15 protein-coding genes and 1 tRNA gene are annotated in these 20,127 nt (G+C 73.0%); 13 read left to right on the top strand and 3 right to left on the bottom strand.

Going from position 1 to position 20,127, the window contains the following annotated elements; all coding sequences use genetic code 11:
* The first annotated feature begins 161 nt into the window (after positions 1 to 161).
* The 7 genes from ACFQTY_RS16235 (at position 162) to ACFQTY_RS16205 (ending at position 5,958) form a co-directional block, all read left to right on the top strand.
* Positions 162 to 1,529 carry a transaldolase family protein gene (locus ACFQTY_RS16235; RefSeq protein ID WP_378102559.1) on the top strand — a complete coding sequence of 456 codons (1,368 nt, stop codon included), beginning with the start codon at positions 162 to 164 and terminating at the stop codon, positions 1,527 to 1,529.
* A gap of 68 nt (positions 1,530 to 1,597) precedes the next feature.
* Entirely contained in the window at positions 1,598 to 2,509 is a 912-nt protein-coding gene (locus ACFQTY_RS16230) for a class II fructose-bisphosphate aldolase (protein ID WP_378102556.1), read from the top strand.
* On the top strand, positions 2,506 to 3,321 hold the full coding sequence (locus ACFQTY_RS16225) for an HAD-IA family hydrolase (protein WP_378102553.1): 816 nt from the start codon (positions 2,506 to 2,508) through the stop codon (positions 3,319 to 3,321). Before ACFQTY_RS16230 ends, ACFQTY_RS16225 begins: the two co-directional genes overlap by 4 nt.
* On the top strand, positions 3,318 to 3,944 hold the full coding sequence (gene dhaL, locus ACFQTY_RS16220) for a dihydroxyacetone kinase subunit DhaL (protein WP_378102550.1): 627 nt from the start codon (positions 3,318 to 3,320) through the stop codon (positions 3,942 to 3,944). The genes ACFQTY_RS16225 and dhaL overlap by 4 nt, the downstream gene beginning before the upstream one ends.
* A 101-nt stretch (positions 3,945 to 4,045) precedes the next feature.
* Positions 4,046 to 5,041 carry a dihydroxyacetone kinase subunit DhaK gene (gene dhaK, locus ACFQTY_RS16215; RefSeq protein WP_378102548.1) on the top strand — a complete coding sequence of 332 codons (996 nt, stop codon included), beginning with the start codon at positions 4,046 to 4,048 and terminating at the stop codon, positions 5,039 to 5,041.
* A 98-nt stretch (positions 5,042 to 5,139) separates the two neighbouring features.
* A tRNA-Pro gene (locus tag ACFQTY_RS16210) sits at positions 5,140 to 5,213 on the top strand.
* Between the two features lie 49 nt (positions 5,214 to 5,262).
* On the top strand, positions 5,263 to 5,958 hold the full coding sequence (locus ACFQTY_RS16205; RefSeq protein WP_378102546.1) for a GAF domain-containing protein: 696 nt from the start codon (positions 5,263 to 5,265) through the stop codon (positions 5,956 to 5,958).
* Positions 5,959 to 5,987: 29 nt separating this feature from the next.
* Here ACFQTY_RS16205 and ACFQTY_RS16200 read toward each other — a convergent pair whose 3' ends face one another.
* Entirely contained in the window at positions 5,988 to 7,187 is a 1,200-nt protein-coding gene (locus tag ACFQTY_RS16200; protein ID WP_378102544.1) for a hypothetical protein, read from the bottom strand.
* Between the two features lie 87 nt (positions 7,188 to 7,274).
* The gene (locus ACFQTY_RS16195) at positions 7,275 to 8,741 is read right to left on the bottom strand and encodes a DEAD/DEAH box helicase (protein WP_378102542.1); all 1,467 of its coding nucleotides are present in this window, start codon (positions 8,739 to 8,741) and stop codon (positions 7,275 to 7,277) included.
* 331 nt (positions 8,742 to 9,072) lie between these two features.
* Between ACFQTY_RS16195 and ACFQTY_RS16190 the strand changes: the two genes are divergently transcribed.
* From ACFQTY_RS16190 to ACFQTY_RS16170, 5 genes are all read left to right on the top strand, one after another.
* The gene (locus tag ACFQTY_RS16190) at positions 9,073 to 10,446 is read left to right on the top strand and encodes an NRAMP family divalent metal transporter (protein ID WP_378102540.1); all 1,374 of its coding nucleotides are present in this window, start codon (positions 9,073 to 9,075) and stop codon (positions 10,444 to 10,446) included.
* 191 nt (positions 10,447 to 10,637) lie between these two features.
* Positions 10,638 to 12,077 carry a glycosyltransferase family 87 protein gene (locus ACFQTY_RS16185; protein ID WP_378102538.1) on the top strand — a complete coding sequence of 480 codons (1,440 nt, stop codon included), beginning with the start codon at positions 10,638 to 10,640 and terminating at the stop codon, positions 12,075 to 12,077.
* A gap of 36 nt (positions 12,078 to 12,113) precedes the next feature.
* Positions 12,114 to 12,944 (top strand): IclR family transcriptional regulator, encoded by an 831-nt coding sequence (locus ACFQTY_RS16180; RefSeq protein WP_378102535.1) that lies wholly within the window; start codon positions 12,114 to 12,116, stop codon positions 12,942 to 12,944.
* 92 nt (positions 12,945 to 13,036) lie between these two features.
* Complete coding sequence (gene eda, locus ACFQTY_RS16175; protein WP_378102533.1) at positions 13,037 to 13,672, top strand: bifunctional 4-hydroxy-2-oxoglutarate aldolase/2-dehydro-3-deoxy-phosphogluconate aldolase; 636 nt, start codon at positions 13,037 to 13,039, stop codon at positions 13,670 to 13,672.
* Positions 13,673 to 13,739: 67 nt separating this feature from the next.
* On the top strand, positions 13,740 to 14,843 hold the full coding sequence (locus ACFQTY_RS16170) for a PfkB family carbohydrate kinase (RefSeq protein WP_378102530.1): 1,104 nt from the start codon (positions 13,740 to 13,742) through the stop codon (positions 14,841 to 14,843).
* 3 nt (positions 14,844 to 14,846) lie between these two features.
* Here the strand turns inward: ACFQTY_RS16170 and ACFQTY_RS16165 are convergent, their stop codons facing one another.
* Positions 14,847 to 15,908 (bottom strand): glucose 1-dehydrogenase, encoded by a 1,062-nt coding sequence (locus ACFQTY_RS16165; protein WP_378102528.1) that lies wholly within the window; start codon positions 15,906 to 15,908, stop codon positions 14,847 to 14,849.
* A 444-nt stretch (positions 15,909 to 16,352) separates the two neighbouring features.
* Here ACFQTY_RS16165 and ACFQTY_RS16160 point away from each other — a divergent pair, with 444 nt between their 5' ends.
* Positions 16,353 to 20,117, top strand: coding sequence for a nitrate reductase subunit alpha (locus ACFQTY_RS16160; RefSeq protein ID WP_378102526.1), 3,765 nt, complete (start codon positions 16,353 to 16,355; stop codon positions 20,115 to 20,117).
* Positions 20,118 to 20,127: the final 10 nt, after the last annotated feature.

Below are 20,127 nucleotides of genomic sequence, written 5' to 3'. Positions count from 1 at the left end.
GGGACCTCCTCTCCTGCCCCGGCATCGTAGCGACGGGTGGGATGCCGATCGGTCGGCTCCTCGCCATGTCTCACCTATACCTGTATAGTCCGGTCTACCGCTTCTGGGTGCATTCGCCACACCGTTCGTTCGCCGCACCGCCGAGGCGAAGGAGTCCGCTCATGCAGACCGCGACGCTCGTCCCTCCGCTCCAGCCTCTGCACAAGGTCCGCAGCCTCGGCCTGCCGGTGGTCCGGGGTCAGGAGGACGGCGTCGAGCGCGTGCTGGACCGGTGCCTGGCGCCCGGCAGCGTCGAGCAGCTGCGCGCCGCCCGGGCGATCGGGGTGAGCGACGAGCTGGAACGCGTCGTCCGCGTGTTCGGCACCCCGGCGGGTCACACGCCGCCGGGGTTCCGCGTGGAGTGCCAGCTCGACGGGGACGGCACGCTGCGGTTCGACCTGCGCCGGGACATCTCCTACGACGTCGACGGTGCGCTGCGGCCGACCGGCCAGCTGTTCTCGGTGGACAGCGCGAACCCGTACGAGATCGCGCCGGTCGCCCCGCTGGTGGCGAACCTGACCTGCAACCCGTCGATCATCTGGGACCTGTTCCTGTCCGACCCGACGAAGAACGTCGGCGGCGCGTTCCGGGACCGCGACGAGGTGCTGGTGGAGATCGCGCGGATCCTCGGGCCCGGTGCGGACATGAGCGTCGAGCTGGAGAACCCGTTCGAGGACGTGGGCAAGGCCGTCGAGGAGGCGGAGCACCTGCGGGACCTCGTCTCGGAGTACCGCGTGGTGATCAAGGTGCCGCACACCGGACCGGTCGACGCGGACAACTACCGGCAGCTGCTGGAGGGCGCCGGTCACCTGGACCGGCGCTACGACGCCCCGACGACGGCGGATGCGTTCCGGGGTCACAACCTCGCGCTGACGCTGCGGGACCGGGGCTTCCGGGTCAACTTCACGCTGATGTTCGAGCCCCACCAGGTGCGCCTGGCCCTGCAAGCCCGGCCGTACTTCGTCAATGCCTTCGTCCGTCACCGGATGTTCCAGTCGCAACGGATGGCCGAGCTGCTCGACCAGCACGCGCAGACGCGGGACGACGAGCCCCTGCTGGCGCTGCGGGGGTACCTGCTGGACAACGACTACCTGTCCACGGCGGACGCGGACCTCGACCTCGGCGAGTGCCGGCGGATCGCGGAGCGGGTGGTGGCCTACCGCCGGATCCGCGAGCCGGAGGGTGCCGACGGCCTCGACCACGCGCGCCACGCCCTGCGGGTGCTGCGCGACGCCAACCTCCCGGACACGCGGCTGATCATCTGCTCGATGGAGGGGGACCGGAACTACCCCGACATCGACCGCATGCTCGCCGAGCCCGAGCTGGCCGACATGGTGCACCGCGTGGTCGTCACCGCGGAACCGGGGTACCTCGCCCGGTTCACCTCGACCAACCAGGTCGTCTCGTACCAGCGCCGCTTCCTGCGGGCCGCCGAGCACACCCGCGCGGCACGGGCCGATGCGCGTCGCGCCGACTCTGGTCAGCCATGAGTAGACCTGTCTAGACTGCCGGCCATCCCGGCGGGAGCGCAGCATGCGGGCAACGGGGGAGGTCGAGGATGATCGCGTCGACGGTGGCACTCGCGCGGCACGGCCGGGAGCACGGCTACGCGGTCCCGGCGGTGAACGTGCTCGACGACATCAGCCTGCGGGCCGTGGTCGCCGCGGCCGTGCAGGCGTCGGCTCCGCTGATCGTCCAGGTCTCGGTGAAGACCGTGAAGCAGCTCGGCACCGAGCTGATGACCACCACGTTCCGCCTCGCCGCGCAGGACGTGCCGGTGCCCGTCGCGCTGCACCTCGACCACTGCCCCGACAGGTCGGTGATCTCCGACGTCGTCGCCGCCGGCTGGTCGTCGGTGCTGTTCGACGCCTCGGACCGCGACCTGGCGCAGGCCGAGCGCGAGACCGGTGAGGTCGTCGCCGAGGCGCACGCCCGTGGGGTGGACGTGGAGTCCGAGATCGAGAACATCGTGGGCGTCGAGGACGGCGTCGGCTCCGACGTCGCGCTGCACGCCTACTCCGTGGAGGAGCTCGCGGCCGTGGCCGACCGCACGGGCGTCGACCTGCTCGCACCGCAGCTCGGCACCGCCCACGGCCAGTACACCGCCCGCCCCGTGCTGCGCCCGGACCGGGTGCGCGCGCTCGCGGCGCTCACCGACCGACCCATCGTGCTGCACGGGGGGACCGGCCTGGCACCCGAGGACTTCCGGGCGTTCATCGACGCGGGGGTGTCCAAGATCAACATCTCCACGGCCGTGAAGATGGCGTACATGAAGGCCGCCGCGGCCCACCTGGACACGGCGCGCGCCAAGGACAAGTGGGACCCACCCACCATGTTCCGCGAGATCCAGAGGGCTGTGACCGCGGCCATCGCGACGCACATCGACTGGTTCGGCGCTGCCGGCCACGCCGCCGACGCCATCGCCTCCGGCGTCGGGCTCGCTGGCCGTGCGACCGGGGTGGAGCGGTGACGCCCGCGCTGGTGTTCGACTGCGACGGCGTGCTGGCGGACACCGAGCGCGACGGTCACCTGCCGGCGTTCAACGCCACGTTCGCGCAGTTCGGGCTGCCGGTGCGGTGGAGCGTCGAGGAGTACGGGCGGCTGCTGGCGATCGGCGGGGGCAAGGAACGGCTGGCGACGCTGTTCACGCCCGAGAACGTCGCGGCCTACGGGCTGCCCGCAGACCCCGACGAGCAGAAGGCGCTGATCGCGCGCTGGCACAAGGACAAGACGGAGCGGTACACGGCGCTCATCGGGTCCGGAGTCCTGCCGCCCCGGCCCGGCATCGCCCGGATCGCCGCCGAGGCGCGGGCGGCAGGGTGGCTGCTGGCCGTCGCGTCGACGTCCGCGGAGGCGTCCGTGCGGGCCGTGCTCGATCACGCCGTCGGCGCGGAGCTCGCCACGAGCTTCGCGGTGTTCGCCGGCGACGTGGTGCCGCACAAGAAGCCGGCCCCGGACATCTACCTGCTGGCGCTGCACGAGCTCGACGTCGCACCGGCGGACGTGGTCGTCGTCGAGGACAGCGGCAACGGCCTTCGGGCGTCGCGGGCGGCCGGGCTGGCGACGCTCGTCACGGTGAGCAGCTACACCGCGGACGAAGACTTCACCGGCGCCGCGCTGGTGGTGACGTCCCTGGGCGACCTGCCCGACGAGCCGGCCACCGTGCTCGCGGACCCGTACGGGCTGGGCGTCCGCGGCGAGGTCCGGCTGGACGACATCGAGCGCCTGCGGACGGCCGCAGGGGATGCCTCGGGGACGACGAGCAAGGGAGCTGCATCGTGACGAACGACCTGGCCCGCGTGGAGTCCGTGATCGGTGTCGTGGCGGACACCTGCCTGCAGAACGAGAAGTACTTCGGCGACCTCGACTCGGTGGTGGGCGACGGCGACTTCGGCTTCTCGCTGGCCCGGGGCTTCGAGAACGTCAAGGCGCAGTGGGACACCCTCGACCGCACGGACATCGGCACCTTCCTGCAGAAGCTCGCCGTCGTCATCACCGGGCGGGTGGGCGGCACGTCGGGACCGATCTGGGGCACGGCGTTCCTGCGCGCAGGCAGCGCGGCCAAGGGCAAGGTCGACCTGACGGGCGAGGACGTCGTCGCGATGCTGCGCGCGGCGATCGAGGGGATCAAGGCCCGCGGTGGTGCGTCGCTCGGGGAGAAGACGCTGCTGGACGCCCTGGTGCCGATGACCGACACGATCGAGGAGCGGCTGGCGGCAGGTGACCCGCCCGCCGAGGTGGTCAAGGCCGCCGCCGTGACGGCCCGCACCGCGGCCGAGGCGACCAAGGACCTCGAGGCGAAGCGAGGGCGGGCGTCCTACACGGGTGAGCGGTCGATCGGGTCGGTCGACCCGGGCGCGATCGCGGTGGCGGTGCTCGCCGAGAGGGTCGCGCAGACCTGGTGAGGCGCTGATCGTCCGGCCGCCACCAGCGGTCCGGGAACGGCGGGGTGGGGACCGTGCGCCCCGCGGCACGGGCTGGACAACACGACGATGTGGAGACGGCAATGAAGAAGTTCGTGAACGACCCCAAGAACTTCGTCCCCGAGATGCTCAAGGGCATCGCCCTGGCGAACCCGCAGACCCTCCGGTACGTGCCCGAGTACAACCTGATCATGCGGGCCGACGCCCCGCGGGACGACAAGGTGTCGATCGTGCAGGGGTCGGGCTCCGGTCACGAGCCGGCGCACGTCATGACCGTCGGCAAGGGGATGCTCGACGCGGCGTGCCCGGGCGACGTCTTCTCGGCGCCGCCGATGGAGTACGTGCTGGAGACCACCAAGCTGCTGCGCTCGGACAAGGGCGTCCTGCTGCTGGTGAACAACTACACCGGCGACAAGATGGCGTTCGAGATGGCCTCCGAGCTGGCGGAGGCGGAGGGCCTGAAGGTCCGCACGCTGTTCATCAATGACGACGTCGCCGTCCAGGACTCGCTGTACACGATCGGCCGTCGCGGCGTGGCGGGGAACTTCTTCGTCATGAAGGCCGTGGGCGCGGCATCCGAGGCGGGGGCCGACCTCGACGAGGTCGCGCGGGTCGGCGAGAAGGTCAACTCCGTCACCCGGACGATGGGCATCGCGCTCTCGGCGTGCACGCCGCCGGCGAAGGGCGAGCCGCTGTTCCAGCTCGGCGACGACGAGATCGAGATCGGCATCGGCATCCACGGCGAGCCCGGCCGGCGCCGCGAGAAGATCCGGGACGCGAACGCGATCGTCGACACCCTGCTCGACGCGGTGGTACCCGACCTCCCGTACGAGTCCGGCGACGAGGTCGCCCTGATGATCAACGGGTTGGGCGGCACCCCGATCAGCGAGCTCTACCTGCTGTACGGCATCGCCCACGAGAAGCTGGCCGCCAGGGGGATCACGGTGTGGCGCAGCTACGTCGGCGAGTACTGCACGTCGCTGGAGATGGCCGGCGCGTCCCTGACGCTGGTCAAGGTGGACGACGAGATCAAGCAGCTGCTGACGGCACCGGCGGAGATCGCCATCCGGGTCTTCTGACGCCTCTGCGCGGGGCCGTGGGCGACCGGGTCGGCCACGGCCCCGCGTCATGCCGGCCGGCGGGGGACCGTAGGCTTGGGCCCGCGGGCGTGAGCCCACGGGGTGTGGCGCAGGTTGGTAGCGCGTCCGCTTTGGGAGCGGAAGGTCGCCGGTTCGAATCCGACCACCCCGACGATGCGACGTCTCGGCGTCTGACTTCCCCCCAGGACGGAGGTAGGCGCGTGGAGAACCAGCGCGGACCGGCTGACCAGCAGCTGCTCGACCTGCTCGACGAGCAGCTGACGGAGTTCACCTCCGGCGCCGCCGTCGTGCTGGGGGACCGGGCGTCCTGCAGCGTGATGCTGCGGCTCGACGGCGGCGTGCGCCGCTCGGCGAGCAGCGACCCGCTCGCGGCCGCGTGCGACGAGGTCGAGCTCGCCGTCGACGAGGGGCCGTGCCTCGACGCCCTCGAGACCGGGCTCGTCATGCTGGTCGACGACCTCGACACCGAGGACCGGTGGCCGGCGTGGACACGCACCGCTCGCGCCGCGGGGTTCCGGTCCTCCGGGGGCTTCCCGGTGCACCTGCGCAGCGAGGCGGCCGTCGCGGTGAACGTGTACCGACCGGGGCCCGGGCCGTGGGACCGGGACAGCCTGGTCCGCGCCGACGTCTACGCGCAGCAGCTCGGCCGGGTCGTCGACCTCTGCCTGGACCTGCGCGAGGCGAACGGTCAGCGGCACGCCCTGGAGGACGCCCTCGCCGCGCAGGCGTCCATCGACCAGGCGGTCGGCGCGATCATGGCGACGAAGCACTGCGACGCGTCGGCGGCCTTCGCCATGCTGATCGCGGCGGCTCGGGACGGTCGGTCCGACCTGAGCGACGTCGCGGTGCAGATCCTCGAGGCGCTGGTGGAGCGCCGGCCCGGCGGAGAGCTCTGAGCTGACCCCGCCGGGCATGCCGTCCGGCGTCAGAACGGCAGGGCCAGGCCCTTCGGCGTGCCGTTGCCCGTCGGGCCGTCGTAGCCGGTGCGGGCGGTGCACAGGTACGCGGTGGCGGTCGACCGCTTCGAGGTGCAGGTCCCGTTGGAGCCGCTGGTGACGTCGTACAGGCTCGTGGCGTTGGCGTACAGGTTGGCCGCCGCGTAGCCGGTGCTGGGGACGCCGTCGCGGGCGAACACGGCCCCCACGATCGGCGCGGCGACCGAGGTGCCGCCGAAGACGAGCCAGTTCGCGCCGCCGGTGGAGCCGTACGAGTCGTAGACCGCGACACCGGTGGACGGGTCCGCGACCGCGGCGACGTCGGTCACCGTGCGGCGGGTGCACGCGGTGTCGTGCTGCCACGACGGCTTGCCGACGTACGCCGAGCAGCCGGAACCGGTGCCGGACCACACGGTCTCGGACGCCCGGGCGCCGGTGGACGTCAGCGTCAGCGTGGTGCCGCCGACGGCGATGGCACCGGCCGATGCCGCGGGGAACTGGACGCCGTACCCGTTGTCGCCGGCGGCCACCGTCACGGCCACCCCGGGGATGTTCCAGTTCGACCAGCTCGTCTCACCCCTGAACTCCGCCCCGCCGTAGGAGTTGGAGATCACGGCCGCGCCGAGGTTCTTCGCCGTCGTGACGGCCGCTGCCAGGTCCGAGAAGGATGCCGAGCTCGCACCGACGTAGAGGATCCCGCAGGCGGGGCAGATGGCGGACACCATCTGGAGGTCCAGGTCCTCCTCCTGACCCCAGCCGGTGTCGCCGGCCACCGTGGAGATCGAGCCGCCGGTCTGGTTCACCTGCGCGAGCCGGGCGGTGCCGAGCCCGAACTGGGTGCGGTAGGCGGCCAGGTCGCCGGCGGCGTTCGGGTTGGCGTAGGCGTCGACGACGGCGACGGTCGGCGCACCGGAGCCGAAGGGTCCGTAGACGCCGGTCAGCTGCGCGGGGCTGTAGCCGGCCGAGTAGCTGGTGGTCGCGGCAGGTCGGCCGGTCCGCGCATCGGTCACCACGTGGGCCTCGCACGCCGCGGCTCCTGCCGGCGCCACCGCGCAGACCCGCTTCTGCGAGTGCGCGGCACCGGTCGGTGAGGGCGCCGCGGCCGCTGCGCCGGCCGACAACGTGAGGCCGGCGGCGGTCAGCAGGCCCAGGGCGGCGGTGAGGACGGCTGTCACGCGGGTACGGCGCACGGTGTGCTCCTGGGGGTCGGGGCTGGCGACACCCTTCTCATCGGCACGGCGCTCAGGTACCTGAACGATGCAGGCGTCTGCTGGTGCTCAGCGGCTGCCGCTGCGACGCCCGCGCCGCGCTCCGCCGGCCGAGAACGCTGCCGCTCCGCCGGCCGAGAACGCTGCCGCTCCGCCGGTGCCGGCCGCGCGCGGCGCCGGACGGCCCGTGGCGGTCGCGCCACCGACCGGTCGGTCCTGCGCGCCGGCACCCGAAGCGGTCGTCCGGCCGCCGCGGGGGGCCGCACCCGGTGCGGCGGAGCCGCGGCGTCGTCGGGAGCCCCGATCCGCCGGCGCTGCGCCGGAACGCGGTGCGGCCGGCTGGACGGCCGGGGCCGGACGGTGCACCCGGGCGGCCGGCTGTCCGACCAGCGCGCGCACCTGCGGCGACTCGGCGGTCACGGCCTGCAGCGGGGCGTGCACGGCGGCCCGACGCAGCAGCGTGGCGACGTCGTGCCGCTGCTCGGGCAGCGTCACGGTCACCACCGTGCCGGCCGCACCGGCGCGCGCCGTACGTCCGGACCGGTGCAGGTAGGCCTTGTGCTCCGTCGGCGGGTCGACGTGCACCACCAGCGGCACGTCGTCGACGTGCACCCCGCGGGCGGCCACGTCGGTGGCCACCAGCACGCGCACCTCGCCGCTGCGGAAGGCCGCGAGGTTCCGGTCGCGGGCCGCCTGGGAGAGGTTGCCCTGCAGGTCCACGGCCGGGATGCCGTCCGCGGTCAGCTGCTTGGCCAGGCGCTTGGCGACGTGCTTGGTCCGCACGAACAGGATCGTGCGCTCCTCGCCGGAGGCCAGCGCCTCGACCAGCCGCTTCTTCGCATCGGCGTCGGCCACGCCGAACACCGCGTGCTCCAGCAGCTCGACCGCGTTGGTCGCGTCGTCGACCGAGTGGGTGGCGGGGGAGGACAGGAAGCGACGGACGAGCTTGTCCACGCCGTTGTCCAGCGTCGCGGAGAACAGCAGCCGCTGACCGCCGGCCGGTGTGGCCGCGAGGATGCGGGTGACCGCCGGCAGGAAGCCGAGGTCGGCCATGTGGTCGGCCTCGTCGAGCACGGTGACGCGGACCGCGCTGAGCCGGACGTGGCCCTGCTTCATCAGGTCCTCGAGGCGCCCGGGGCACGCGACCACCACGTCGACGCCGGCCTGCAGGGCCTGGACCTGCCGGTTCTGGGAGACACCGCCGAAGACGGTGGTCACGGTGTGGCCGGTCGCGGCGAGCAGCGGCTCGAACGTCGCGGCGATCTGGGTGGCCAGCTCACGGGTGGGCGCGAGCACGAGCGCGGTCGGGTGGCCCGCTCTCGCCCTCGTCCCTGCGGACGCCAGCCGCGCGGCCACGGGGAGGGCGAAGGCGAGCGTCTTGCCGCTGCCGGTGCGGCCGCGGCCGAGCACGTCCCGGCCGGCGAGCGTGTCGGGGAGGGTGTCGCGCTGGATGGGGAACGGCTCGTCGATGCCCTGGGCGTGCAGGACGGAGACGAGGCGGGCGGGGACGCCGAGAGCGTCGAAGGAGGAGGACATGGACTGCTTTCGCGAGAGGGGCGCTGCGACGCGCTGAAGGGGACCGTGCGGGACACGCGCACCCCGGCAGGAGCCGGAGGCGGTTCGCCGTCGATCCGCGACTGGGCACCGGGTGCCGCAGGGAGCGTTCGTCGACGCGAGGCGCAGGAGTGCGCCGGGTGGCCCCAGCGTACCTGCTGGCGCACGTCCGCCCCGCCGCGGCGGGGCGCCGGGAGCCTGGACTGGGCACGCATACGTGCTCTGACCTGCGCATCTCTTCGACGAGCGCCCTCGGTGAGGCCGCCTTAGCATCGAGCCCCAAGGGGGTGACCGGCCGACCGCGGAGGCAACAGTGAGCCAGACCCGTCCACACTCGCAGGACGTGCCGCCGCAGCTCGACGTGGGCACGCCCGAGGAGCCGGGCGGCCACGGCAAGCGTCGGTCCCCCCTCGCCCGGTTCTTTGGGGTGCTCGGTCCGGGGCTGGTCACGGGTGCGGCGGACGACGACCCGTCCGGGATCGCCACCTACGCCCAGGCCGGTGCGACGTTCCGCTACAGCATGCTGTGGACGTCGATCCTCACGTTCCCCCTGATGACGGCCACGCAGGAGATCTGCGACCGGATGGCGCAGGCCACGGGGGACAGCTTCGGCAAGCTGATCCGGCGCAAGTTCCCGCGCTCCCTCCGGCTCGTGATCGGCGTGCTGCTGGTGGCGCTGACCGTCGCGAACGTCGTCAACGTAGCGGCGGACCTGATGGCGATCGGCCAGGGGATGCAGCTGCTGCACGCGGGGCCCGCGCCGGTCTGGAGCGGGGTCGCCGGCGTCGCGATCCTGGGCGCCGTGGTGGCCGGCTCGTTCGAGCTGATCGGCCGGGTGTTCAAGTGGTTGTGCCTGGTGCTGCTGGTCTACATCGGCGTGCTCTTCGTGGCCGACGTGGACTGGGGGCAGGTGCTGCGGGGCTTCGCCGGCCTGTCCATCCAGCTGACCCCGGACTACCTCGGGCTGACGGTGGCGGTGCTCGGCACCACCATCTCGCCCTACATGTTCTTCTGGCAGACCGCCCAGCGCGTCGAGCAGCTGCGGGCCGAGGACCTCGGCGGCGACAAGGCGCCGCGCCTGGCCGACCGCACGCCGAGCGCCGCCCGCCGCAAGCTGCGCAACGGTCGCGTCGACGTCATCGCCGGGATGGCGTTCTCGCAGCTGATCATGTTCGCGATCATCACTGCCACCGCGGCCACCCTCGGCAAGGCCGGCACGCAGGTCAGCACCGCGGCCGACGCGGCCAAGGCGCTGGCGCCCATCGCGGGCGCCGGCTCCACCGTGCTGTTCGCCGTCGGGTTCATCGGCTCCGCCGTGCTGGCGGTCCCGGTGCTCGCCGCCTCGGGTGCCGCCGGCATCGCCGGCCTGGCCAACAAGGACTGGGGCCTCGAGCGGAGCCCGCGCAAGGCGCCCCTGTTCTACGTCGTGCTCGGCGTCGGCATGGTCGCCGGCATCGTCATGAGCGTGCTCAGCTCCGACCCGATCGGCCTGCTGGTGCTCAGCGCCATCCTCAACGGGATCGCGGCCGGTCCGTTCCTGGTGGTGATGATGCTGATCTCCCGGGACCGCCGGATCATGCGCGAGTACGCCAACGGTCGGCTGGCGGCGGTGCTCGGCTGGACGACGACGGTGCTGATGTGCGCGGCCGGTGCCTACGGCATCTGGTACACGGTCAGCGGGGGCTGAACCGGTGCCGGCGGCGAGCGCCGATTCGGCCCAGGCTCACGGGTCCACCGCGTAGGGTCTGCGGCATCGACGTGGCGCACCAGCGCGCACCGTCGCTCGTGGCCAGCTCACCCGGCTGGCACCTCGCAGGTGCCGGGTCTGCGGCGGGCGTCGAGCCGGGTCCGGGCGCTCGCTCGTGGAGGTTCCGCGTGGTGACCAGCACGTCCACCCGCCGCCCGCGCCGCGTCGGTCTCGCGGCCGACGGCGGGCGGTCCGGCGCACCCGGTCCGCTGGACCGCCCGCCGGGTCCGGTCGCACGCCGGATGAACACGCTGGTCCGGGCGCTGGCCGGCAGCTGGGTGTCCGACCCGCGCGTGGCGGTGTCGCTCGCCGGCGCGGGCCTTCTGCTCGGGATGCTGCTCGGCGCGACCGCCCCCAACGCCGAGGCGATCGGCGTGCACCTGCCGCTCTCCCTGCTGCCGTCGCTGTCGGGGCACACCGTCCTGGCCAGCCTGATGCTCTACGCCGCGGAGATCCTCGCCGGGCTCGGGCTCGCCGGGATGATCTGGGCGAACAGCAAGGGCTGGCGGCCCGACCCGCGGCACCTGCTCGTCGCCTCGGCGGTCGTGGTGGCCGTCATGGTGAGCCTGACGCCGGTCGGATCGTCCGACGTGGCGAGCTACGCGGTGTACGGACGCATCGCCGCACAGGGCGGCAACCCGTACGTCACCAGCCCGCTCGCGTGGGGTGAGGCGGCGTACCTGGACCCGGTCGGCATGATGTGGAAGGACCAGCCGTCGGTGTACGGCCCGGTCGCCACCCTTCTGCAGTCGTTCGCCGCCTGGGTCGGCGGCAGCCACGTCGCGACGACCGTCCTGGTGTGGATGGTGCTGAACGGGCTGGTCTTCCTCGGCGTCGGGGTGCTCCTGCTGCGGACGTCCGACGACCCCGTGCGCGCCACGCTGTTCTGGACCGCGAACCCGGTGCTGATCCTCGCGCTGGTCGGCGGCGGCCACCTGGACACCCTGGTCGCCGCCGCGGCCGTCGGCGCGATCCAGGTCGCGCGCAAGCTGCGGTCCGGCTGGGGCGACGTGCTCGCCGGCGTCCTGGTGGGCCTCGGGAGCGGCGTGAAGATCTCCGCGGTGCTGATCGGTCTGGGCCTCGCGTGGCCCCTGGTGGCGCGGCGGCAGTGGGGCCGCCTGCTGCGGATGTCCGCAGCCGCTGCCGCCGTGCTGGTGGTGCCGTACACGTTCTACGGCGCCAGTGCGCTCGGCCCGTTGCTGCACGGGCTGCAGCTGGTGACCTGGCCGTCCCCGTGGCGGCTGGTCGAGATCACCGGGCGGGCGCTCGGCGTGAGCGAGGCGGCGATGATGCACGGCATCAGCCTGCTGTGGCCGCTGGCGCTCCTGGTGGTCGCGTGGCTGCTCAACCAGCGGATCGCGACGGACCAGCCGCGCGAGGTCGTCGGGCCCTTCGTGCTGGTGTTCGCCTGGATCCTCGTGGCCCCGTGGGTGTTCGCCTGGTACACCGCGGTGGCGTGGGCGGCGCTGAGCCAGGTGCCGCGCAACCGGATGACGCGCTGGCTGACGCTGGTCACCGTGGTCCTGGCGCTGTTCCTGTCCAGCGGTGGGCACCCGATGCCCGTGCGGTGAGGACGCCGGGTGCCGGCGCGCCCGTACGCTGACCGCGTGGTCACCGCCGTGGACGCCGGAGCGGCATCTCCCCTCGAGAGCGTCGATCGCGCGTTGCGGCTGCTGGAGGCGCTCGCCTCGCACGGTGCCGACGGTGCCACGCTCGCGGAGCTCGCCACGTCGACCGGCATGCACAAGACCACTGCGCACCGCACCCTCGGCGCGCTCCGGCACCGGCAGTTCGTCGACCAGGACGGCGAGACGGGGCGGTACCGGCTCGGGCGGGGGGCGGTCGCCCTCGCCGACCGGTTCCTCGACGAGGGGAACCTGCCGTCCTTGCTGCACGGCGCGCTGGTGGCGTTGTGCACGGCCACCGACGAGCTGGTGCACCTCGGCGTGCTGTCCGGCGCGCAGGTGCTGTACCTGGACAAGGTCGAGCCGGACCGGCCGGTGCGGGTGTGGTCCGCGGTCGGTCGCCGGCGGTGGGCGGTCACCACGGCCCTGGGCAGGGCGATGCTGGCGTACTCCGGGACGTCCCGGGAGGCGCTGGACGGGTACGTGCGGCCGACCGGCGGCGACGGCAGGTCCGCCGAGCGGGCGGTCGAGGCGGACCACGTGTGGGACGAGCTCGAGCGTGCCCGCGCGCGCGGTTACGCCGTCGAGTCGGAGGAGAACGAGGCCGGCATCTCGTGCGTGGCCGTGCCGCTGGTCCGTGGTGCCGCGAGCTCGTCCGTCGGCGCCGGTCCGCGGGGCGCGGTCGTCGGCGCCGTCAGCCTCACCGTGCCCAGCGAGCGGATGGACCAGCGGCGGGTGGAGCAGCTGTACGCGACGATCCGCGAGGTGCTCCCGCCGCTCCTGCCGGCCGGCCTGGCACTGCCCCTCGGCTGAGCCGAGGGACGGCGGTGCGCCCCCGAGCATCGTCATGACATACTCGTTTCGCTGCACGCGATGAGCATTGCGACTAGCGAAACGGACTCCCGGTGCCGACCATCCTCGACCAGCTCTCCGCCCACCGTCTGGTGCCGGTCGTCGTCATCGACGACGCCGCCCAGGCCGGCCCGCTCGCGCAGGCCCTGGTCGACGGCGGTCTGCCCGTCGCCGAGGTGACGTTCCGCACCGCGGCCGCCGCCGATGCGATCCGCGCGATGAGCGACCGCGGGGACGTGCTGGTCGGCGCCGGGACGGTGCTGACACCGGCACAGGTGGACGCCGCGGTCGCCGCCGGCGCGCACTACGTCGTCTCGCCCGGCACGGACCGCGCCGTCGTCGAGCGCGCGCAGGAGCACGGTGTGCTGGCCCTGCCGGGAGCCGTCACGGCGACGGAGGTGCAGGCTGCGCTCGCGCTCGGGCTCACCACCGTGAAGTTCTTCCCGGCCGGCACGTCCGGCGGTGCCGCGGCGATCGCCGCGCTGGCGGCGCCGTTCGGCGGCGTCGGCTTCGTGCCGACCGGTGGCGTCGGGCCGAAGAACCTCGGCGAGTACCTGGCGCTGCCGTCGGTCAAGGCCGTCGGCGGCTCGTGGATGGTGCCGCGCGACCGGGTCGCCGCGGGCGACCTCGCGGGGGTGCGCGACCTCGTCGCCGAAGCGGTCCGGCTCGCGTCGAGCCTGCGCCCCTGACCGCACCGGACCGCCTGCCCCGCAGCCCGAACCAGCGCACCGTCCCGACCCAGCCGCAGGAGTGCCCGTGCCCGCCCTGACCATCCGCCCCGCCGATCAGACCCGGTACGACGCCGTCAGCCTGGGCGAGGTGATGCTGCGGCTCGACCCGGGTGAGGGGCGCATTCGCACGGCCCGTGAGTTCCGGGTGTGGGAGGGCGGCGGCGAGTACAACGTCGCCCGCGGCCTGCGGCGAGCCTTCGGGCTGCGCGCCGCGGTCGTGACGGCGCTCGCGGACAACGAGGTCGGGCGACTGGTCGAGGACCTGGTCCTGCAGGGCGGCGTGGACACCTCGTTCATCCGCTGGATGCCCTACGACGGCGTCGGGCGCACGGTCCGCAACGGGCTGAACTTCACCGAGCGGGGGTTCGGGGTGCGGGGCGCCGTCGGCGTCTCCGACCGGGGCCTGACCGCGGCCAGCCAGCTGCGCGCCGAGGACGTCGACTGGGACCACCTGTTCGGCGAGCTGGGCGTGCGGTGGTTCCACACCGGCGGCATCTACGCGGCGCTGTCCGAGACCAGCGCGGCGACCACGCTGGCGGCCGTCGAGGCGGCGCACCGGCACGGCACCGTCGTCTCCTACGACCTGAACTACCGGCCCAGCCTGTGGAAGGCGATCGGTGGCAAGGAGCGCGCGCAGCAGGTCAACCGCGAGATCGCCCGGCACGTCGACGTGATGATCGGGAACGAGGAGGACTTCACCGCGGCCCTCGGGTTCGAGGTGGAGGGGGTGGACGAGAACCTGTCCGCGCTGGACGTCGACGCGTTCGGTGCGATGATCGACCGGGTCGGTGCCGAGTACCCGAACTTCGCTGTTATCGCCACGACGCTGCGCACCGTGCGGTCCGCCACGGTGAACGACTGGGGCGCGATCGCGTGGTCCCGCGAGGAGGGGCTGGTGCGCGCCACGCACCGGCCCGGGCTGGAGATCCTCGACCGCGTGGGCGGCGGCGACTCGTTCGCGTCCGGCCTGGTGTTCGGGCTGCTCGACGGTCAGCCGCTGGCGACGGCCGTCGAGTACGGCGCCGCGCACGGCGCGCTGGCGATGACCACACCGGGCGACACGACGATGGCCTCCAAGGCCGAGGTGCTCAAGCTGGCCGGCGGCGGGAGCGCGCGGGTGGACCGCTGACGGTCAGCTGCCCGACCGGTCGAACGTCAGCACCACCTTCACGTCGTCGTCCTGGTCCACGAACGCGTCGGCGAACCGCTCGACCGGGATCCGGCGCGTGATCAGCCGCGCGAGCCAGTCCACGTCTGCCTTGGCGAGGGCCTCGGCCGCGAGCCGGTAGTGGTGCAGGTTCGCGTTGACCGAGCCGACGACCGCCTCGTTCTCCAGGACGATCTCGCGGTTGAGCCCGCCGGCGTCGATGGTCAGCCGGCGCCTGGTCGGTGACACACCGGTCAGGCAGACGATGCCGTACGACGAGGTGGCGGCGATCGCGCCGAAGATCAGCGGGCCGACGCCGGTCGCCTCGATGACGACGTCCGGCTTGATCGCCGTCGCGACCTCGTCGATGTCGCCGTGGTGGTACGTCGCGCCGAGGTCCGAGACCAGCGCGGGCTTGGGTCCGTCGGTCACCCGGTCGAGCACGTGCACCTCGAGCCCGCGCTGGACGCCGAGCATCGCCGCGAGCAGCCCGATGGGTCCGGCGCCGGTGACCAGCACCGTGCGCGGCTCGAACCAGGCGCGCCGCCCGACGTGCTCCACCTGGTCCCACGCCTTGGCGACCACCGTCGTCGGCTCCATGAGCACGCCGACCTGGTGCAGCCGCGGGTCGAGCTTCACGGCGAAGTCCGGTTCCACCGACCACTGCTCGCTCGCGTAGCCGTCCAGCTGCTTGATGCCGCGCTCGGTGTACTGCCCGTTGCGGCACATGTCGAACTGCCCGTGCGCGCAGGCGCCGCACGGCACCGGGTCCGGCCGACGCACGACTCCGACCACCAGGTCTCCGGCCGAGAAGCCGCTGCCGTCGGGCGCGGTGCGGACGCGCCCCAGGGACTCGTGGCCGATCACCAGCCGCTCCCTGCCCGGAGGAGCCCACCCGTAGTCCCCGTCGGCGATCTCCCGGTCGGTCCCGCACACGCCGACGGCGAGGGCGTCGACCAGCAGGTGACCGTCCGCCGCCGTGGCGTCCGGGACGTCGCCGACCTGCAGGGTGCCGCCGTGCAGCGGGATGGTGGTCAGCGCACGCATGGTCGCTCCTTCTCCGGGGGCCGGGTCCGCGTGAGGGCCGGCGGGCGGCCGAGGGCCCGATGGAGCCCTCCCGCACGCTAACCACGGACCGCTGGAGCGGCACGGCGAGAGGAAAGTTGAATTTCCACGGGTGTCTCCGCTTTTAACCGCGCCTTCCCTGAGCAACACTGACGGCAGCCGAGTCCGGGAGGAACCGAGGGTGGTCCAGCCGAGGGAGAACGACCTCGCTCGCCGCGCCGCCGCGGCACCCGCACCCTTCGCGCCGGCAGCCTTCGCACCCGCAGCCTCCGCACCCGCGTCCGCCGCACCCCCGGCAGGCGCACGTCCGGCCGCCGCGCACCCGCGCCGCGCCACCTCCCGCCGACCCGCGCCGGGGGCACCCCGGCCCAGCTGAGCCCGTTCCCGCTACCTCCGCACGAGCGTGTGTCGATCGAAGGAGCCCAGATGAACCCGAGCACCACACCGCGCACCCCTTCCGAACCGGGCCTCGACGGCCCGGTGTCGGAGGCGCTGCTCCGGCTCGGGCGCCACCTGCGGCGCGGGGAGGTCTCGGCGGACCTGCGGACCCTCAGCAAGGTGGGCGGGCGGGACGCCGACGAGTTCTACCGGGACCGCTGGAGCCACGACAAGGTGGTCCGCTCCACCCACGGCGTGAACTGCACGGGGTCGTGCTCGTGGAAGGTCTACGTCAAGGACGGGATCATCACGTGGGAGTCGCAGCAGACCGACTACCCGAGCGTCGGTCCGGACCGGCCGGAGTACGAGCCGCGTGGCTGCCCGCGGGGCGCGGCGTTCAGCTGGTACACGTACTCGCCGACCCGGATCCGCTACCCGTACGTGCGCGGGGTCCTGCTCGACCTGTACCGCGAGGAGCGGCGCCGCACCGGTGACCCGGTGGCGGCGTGGGCGGCGATCGTCGAGGACCCGGACAAGGCCCGCCGGTACAAGAGCGCGCGCGGCCGGGGCGGCCTGGTGCGGGCGAGCTGGGACGAGGCGGTGGAGATCGTCGCCGCCGCGCAGGTCTACACGATCAAGACGTACGGGCCGGACCGCGTCGCCGGGTTCTCGCCCATCCCCGCGATGTCGCAGGTGTCGCACGGTGTCGGTGCCCGGTTCCACGAGCTGATCGGCGCGCCGATGCTCTCCTTCTACGACTGGTACGCGGACCTGCCGGTCGCGTCGCCCCAGGTGTTCGGCGACCAGACGGACGTGCCGGAGTCGGGGGACTGGTGGGACGCCGGCTACCTGATCATGTGGGGCTCGAACGTCCCCGTGACGCGCACGCCGGACGCGCACTGGATGACGGAGGCGCGCTACCGCGGGCAGAAGGTGGTGGTCGTCTCACCGGACTACGCGGACAACGTGAAGTTCGCCGACGACTGGCTCGCGGCCCAGCCCGGCACCGACGGGGCGCTGGCCATGGCGATGGGCCACGTCATCCTCAAGGAGTTCTTCGTCGACCGGCAGACGCCGTACTTCGACTCCTACGTCAAGCGGTACACGGACCTGCCGTTCCTGGTGCGGCTCGACGAGCGGGACGGCGCCTACGTGCCGGGCAAATTCCTCACCGCCGCGGACCTGCCCGGTGCCGAGGCGACCAGCGAGAACGCGGCGTTCAAGACGGTGCTGCTCGACCGGGCGACCGGCCTGCCCGTGGTGCCGGGCGGGTCGCTCGGCTTCCGGTACGGGAAGTCCGGTGAAGGGCGGTGGAACCTCGACCTCGGGGACGTCGACCCGCTGCTGAGCCTGTCCGGGGAGGCGCCGCTGGGAGCGGCACCTGGTCGGGGGGCCGGGGCGGACGGTGTGCAGGGCGTCGAGGTGGACCTGCCGCGGTTCGACGCCCTGGACGGGTCCGCCGGGACCATCCGGCGCGGCGTGCCGGTCCGACGGGTGGCGGGTCACCTGGTCACCACGGTGTTCGACCTGCTGCTCGCGCGGTACGGCGTCGGACGCCCTGGGCTGCCCGGCGAGTGGCCGACCGGGTACGACGACGCGACGCAGCCCGGCACACCTGCCTGGCAGGAGGAGTTCACGGGCGTCCCCGCGGCGGCCGCCGCGCGGATCGGGCGCGAGTTCGCGGCGAACGCCGAGGAGTCGCGCGGCCGCTCGATGATCATCATGGGCGCGGGCACCAACCACTGGTTCCACTCCGACACGATCTACCGCACGTTCCTCACCCTGACCATGCTGACCGGCTGCCAGGGCGTGAACGGCGGTGGCTGGGCGCACTACGTCGGCCAGGAGAAGGTGCGGCCGCTCACCGGCTACACCACCTACGCGATGGCGCTGGACTGGGCGCGACCCCCGCGCACCATGATCCAGACCGCCTACTGGTACCTGCACACCGACCAGTTCCGGTACGACCCCTTCTCGGCCGACGCGCTCTCGGCGGCCACGGGCACCGGCCTGCTGGCCGGGCTGACCACGGCGGACGTGATCGCCAAGACGGCCCGGATGGGCTGGATGCCGTCCTACCCGACGTTCGACCGGAGCCCGCTGACCCTGGCCGACGACGCGGAGGCGGCCGGCCTGCCGGTCGACGAGTACGTGCCGCAGGAGCTCACCGCCGGCCGGTTGCGCTTCGCGGGCGAGGACCCCGACGCCCCCGAGAACTTCCCGCGGGTGCTGACGGTGTGGCGGGCCAACCTGCTCGGCAGCTCGGGCAAGGGCAACGAGTACTTCCTCAAGCACCTGCTCGGCACCGAGTCCAACCTCCGGGCGGAGGAGGCGACGCCGGACCGGCGGCCGCGCGACGTCGTCTGGCGCGACGAGGCCCCCACCGGCAAGCTCGACCTGCTGCTGTCGCTCGACTTCCGGATGACCAGCACCACGGTGTTCTCCGACGTGGTGCTGCCCGCGGCGACCTGGTACGAGAAGCACGACCTCAACACGACGGACATGCACCCGTTCGTCAACTCGTTCAGCCCCGCGATCGCGCCGCCGTGGCAGTCCCGGACCGACTTCGACATCTTCCAGACGCTGGCGCGCACGTTCAGCACGCTGGCCCGCACGCACCTCGGGGTGCGCCGGGACGTCGTGGCCGTGCCCTTCACGCACGACACGCCCGACGAGATGCTCAACCCGGGCGGTGTCGCGCTGGACTGGGCGCAGGGCGAGTGCGACCCGGTGCCCGGGGTCACCATGCCGAAGCTCGTCGTCGTCGAACGGGACTACGGGGCGGTCGCCGCGAAGATGGCGACCCTCGGGCCCCTCGTCGACACCCTGGGCGCGACCACCAAGGGCGTCACCTTCGACGTGCGCGAGGAGGTCGCCTACCTCGGCCAGAAGAACGGCGTGGCCCGGAACACGGGCAGCGACGTGCTCGAGGGGCGACCGCTGCTGACCCGGGACGTGCACGCCTGCGAGGCGATCCTCGCGCTGTCCGGGACCACCAACGGGCGCCTCGCGGTCCAGGGTTTCCACACCCTCGAGAAGCGCACCGGGACGACGATCGCCGACCTGGCGGCCGAGCACGAGGGCAAGCGGGTCACGTTCGCCGACACCCAGAGCAGGCCGGCGACGGTGATCACCTCGCCCGAGTGGTCCGGCACCGAGGCGCACGGGCGGCGGTACTCACCGTTCACCGTCAACGTCGAGCGGCTCAAGCCGTGGCACACACTGACCGGTCGGCAGCACTTCTACCTGGACCACGACTGGATGGCCGAGCTCGGCGAGCAGCTGCCGGTGTTCCGGCCGCCGCTGGACATGGCGCAGCTGTTCGGCGAGCCGGAGCTCGGTTCCACCGGCGAGCTCGGCGTCACGCTGCGGTACCTGACCCCGCACAACAAGTGGTCGATCCACTCCGAGTACCAGGACAACCTGTTCATGCTGACGCTGTCCCGCGGCGGCCCGACCATCTGGATGAGCGACCTGGACGCCGCCACGGTCGGCGTGCGGGACAACGACTGGGTCGAGGCGGTCAACCGCAACGGCGTCGTCGTCGCGCGGGCGGTGGTCTCGCACCGGATGCCCAAGGGGACCGTGTACATGTACCACGCCCAGGACCGCCTGATCGACGTCCCGCTGACGGAGACCACCGGGCGCCGTGGCGGCATCCACAACTCGCTGACCAGGCTTCTCATCAAGCCGAGCCACCTGATCGGCGGGTACGCGCAGCTGTCCTACGCGTTCAACTACCTCGGCCCCACCGGCAACCAGCGCGACGAGGTCACGGTCATCCGCCGGCGCTCGCAGGAGGTGCAGTACTGATGAAGGTCGC

This window comes from Cellulomonas sp. T2.31MG-18 (assembly GCF_964266755.1).
In the GTDB taxonomy this organism is placed as follows: Bacteria; Actinomycetota; Actinomycetes; order Actinomycetales; family Cellulomonadaceae; genus Cellulomonas.
The sequence above is the reverse complement of the archived record's forward strand: the minus strand, read 5'-3'. Positions and strand labels throughout refer to the sequence as shown.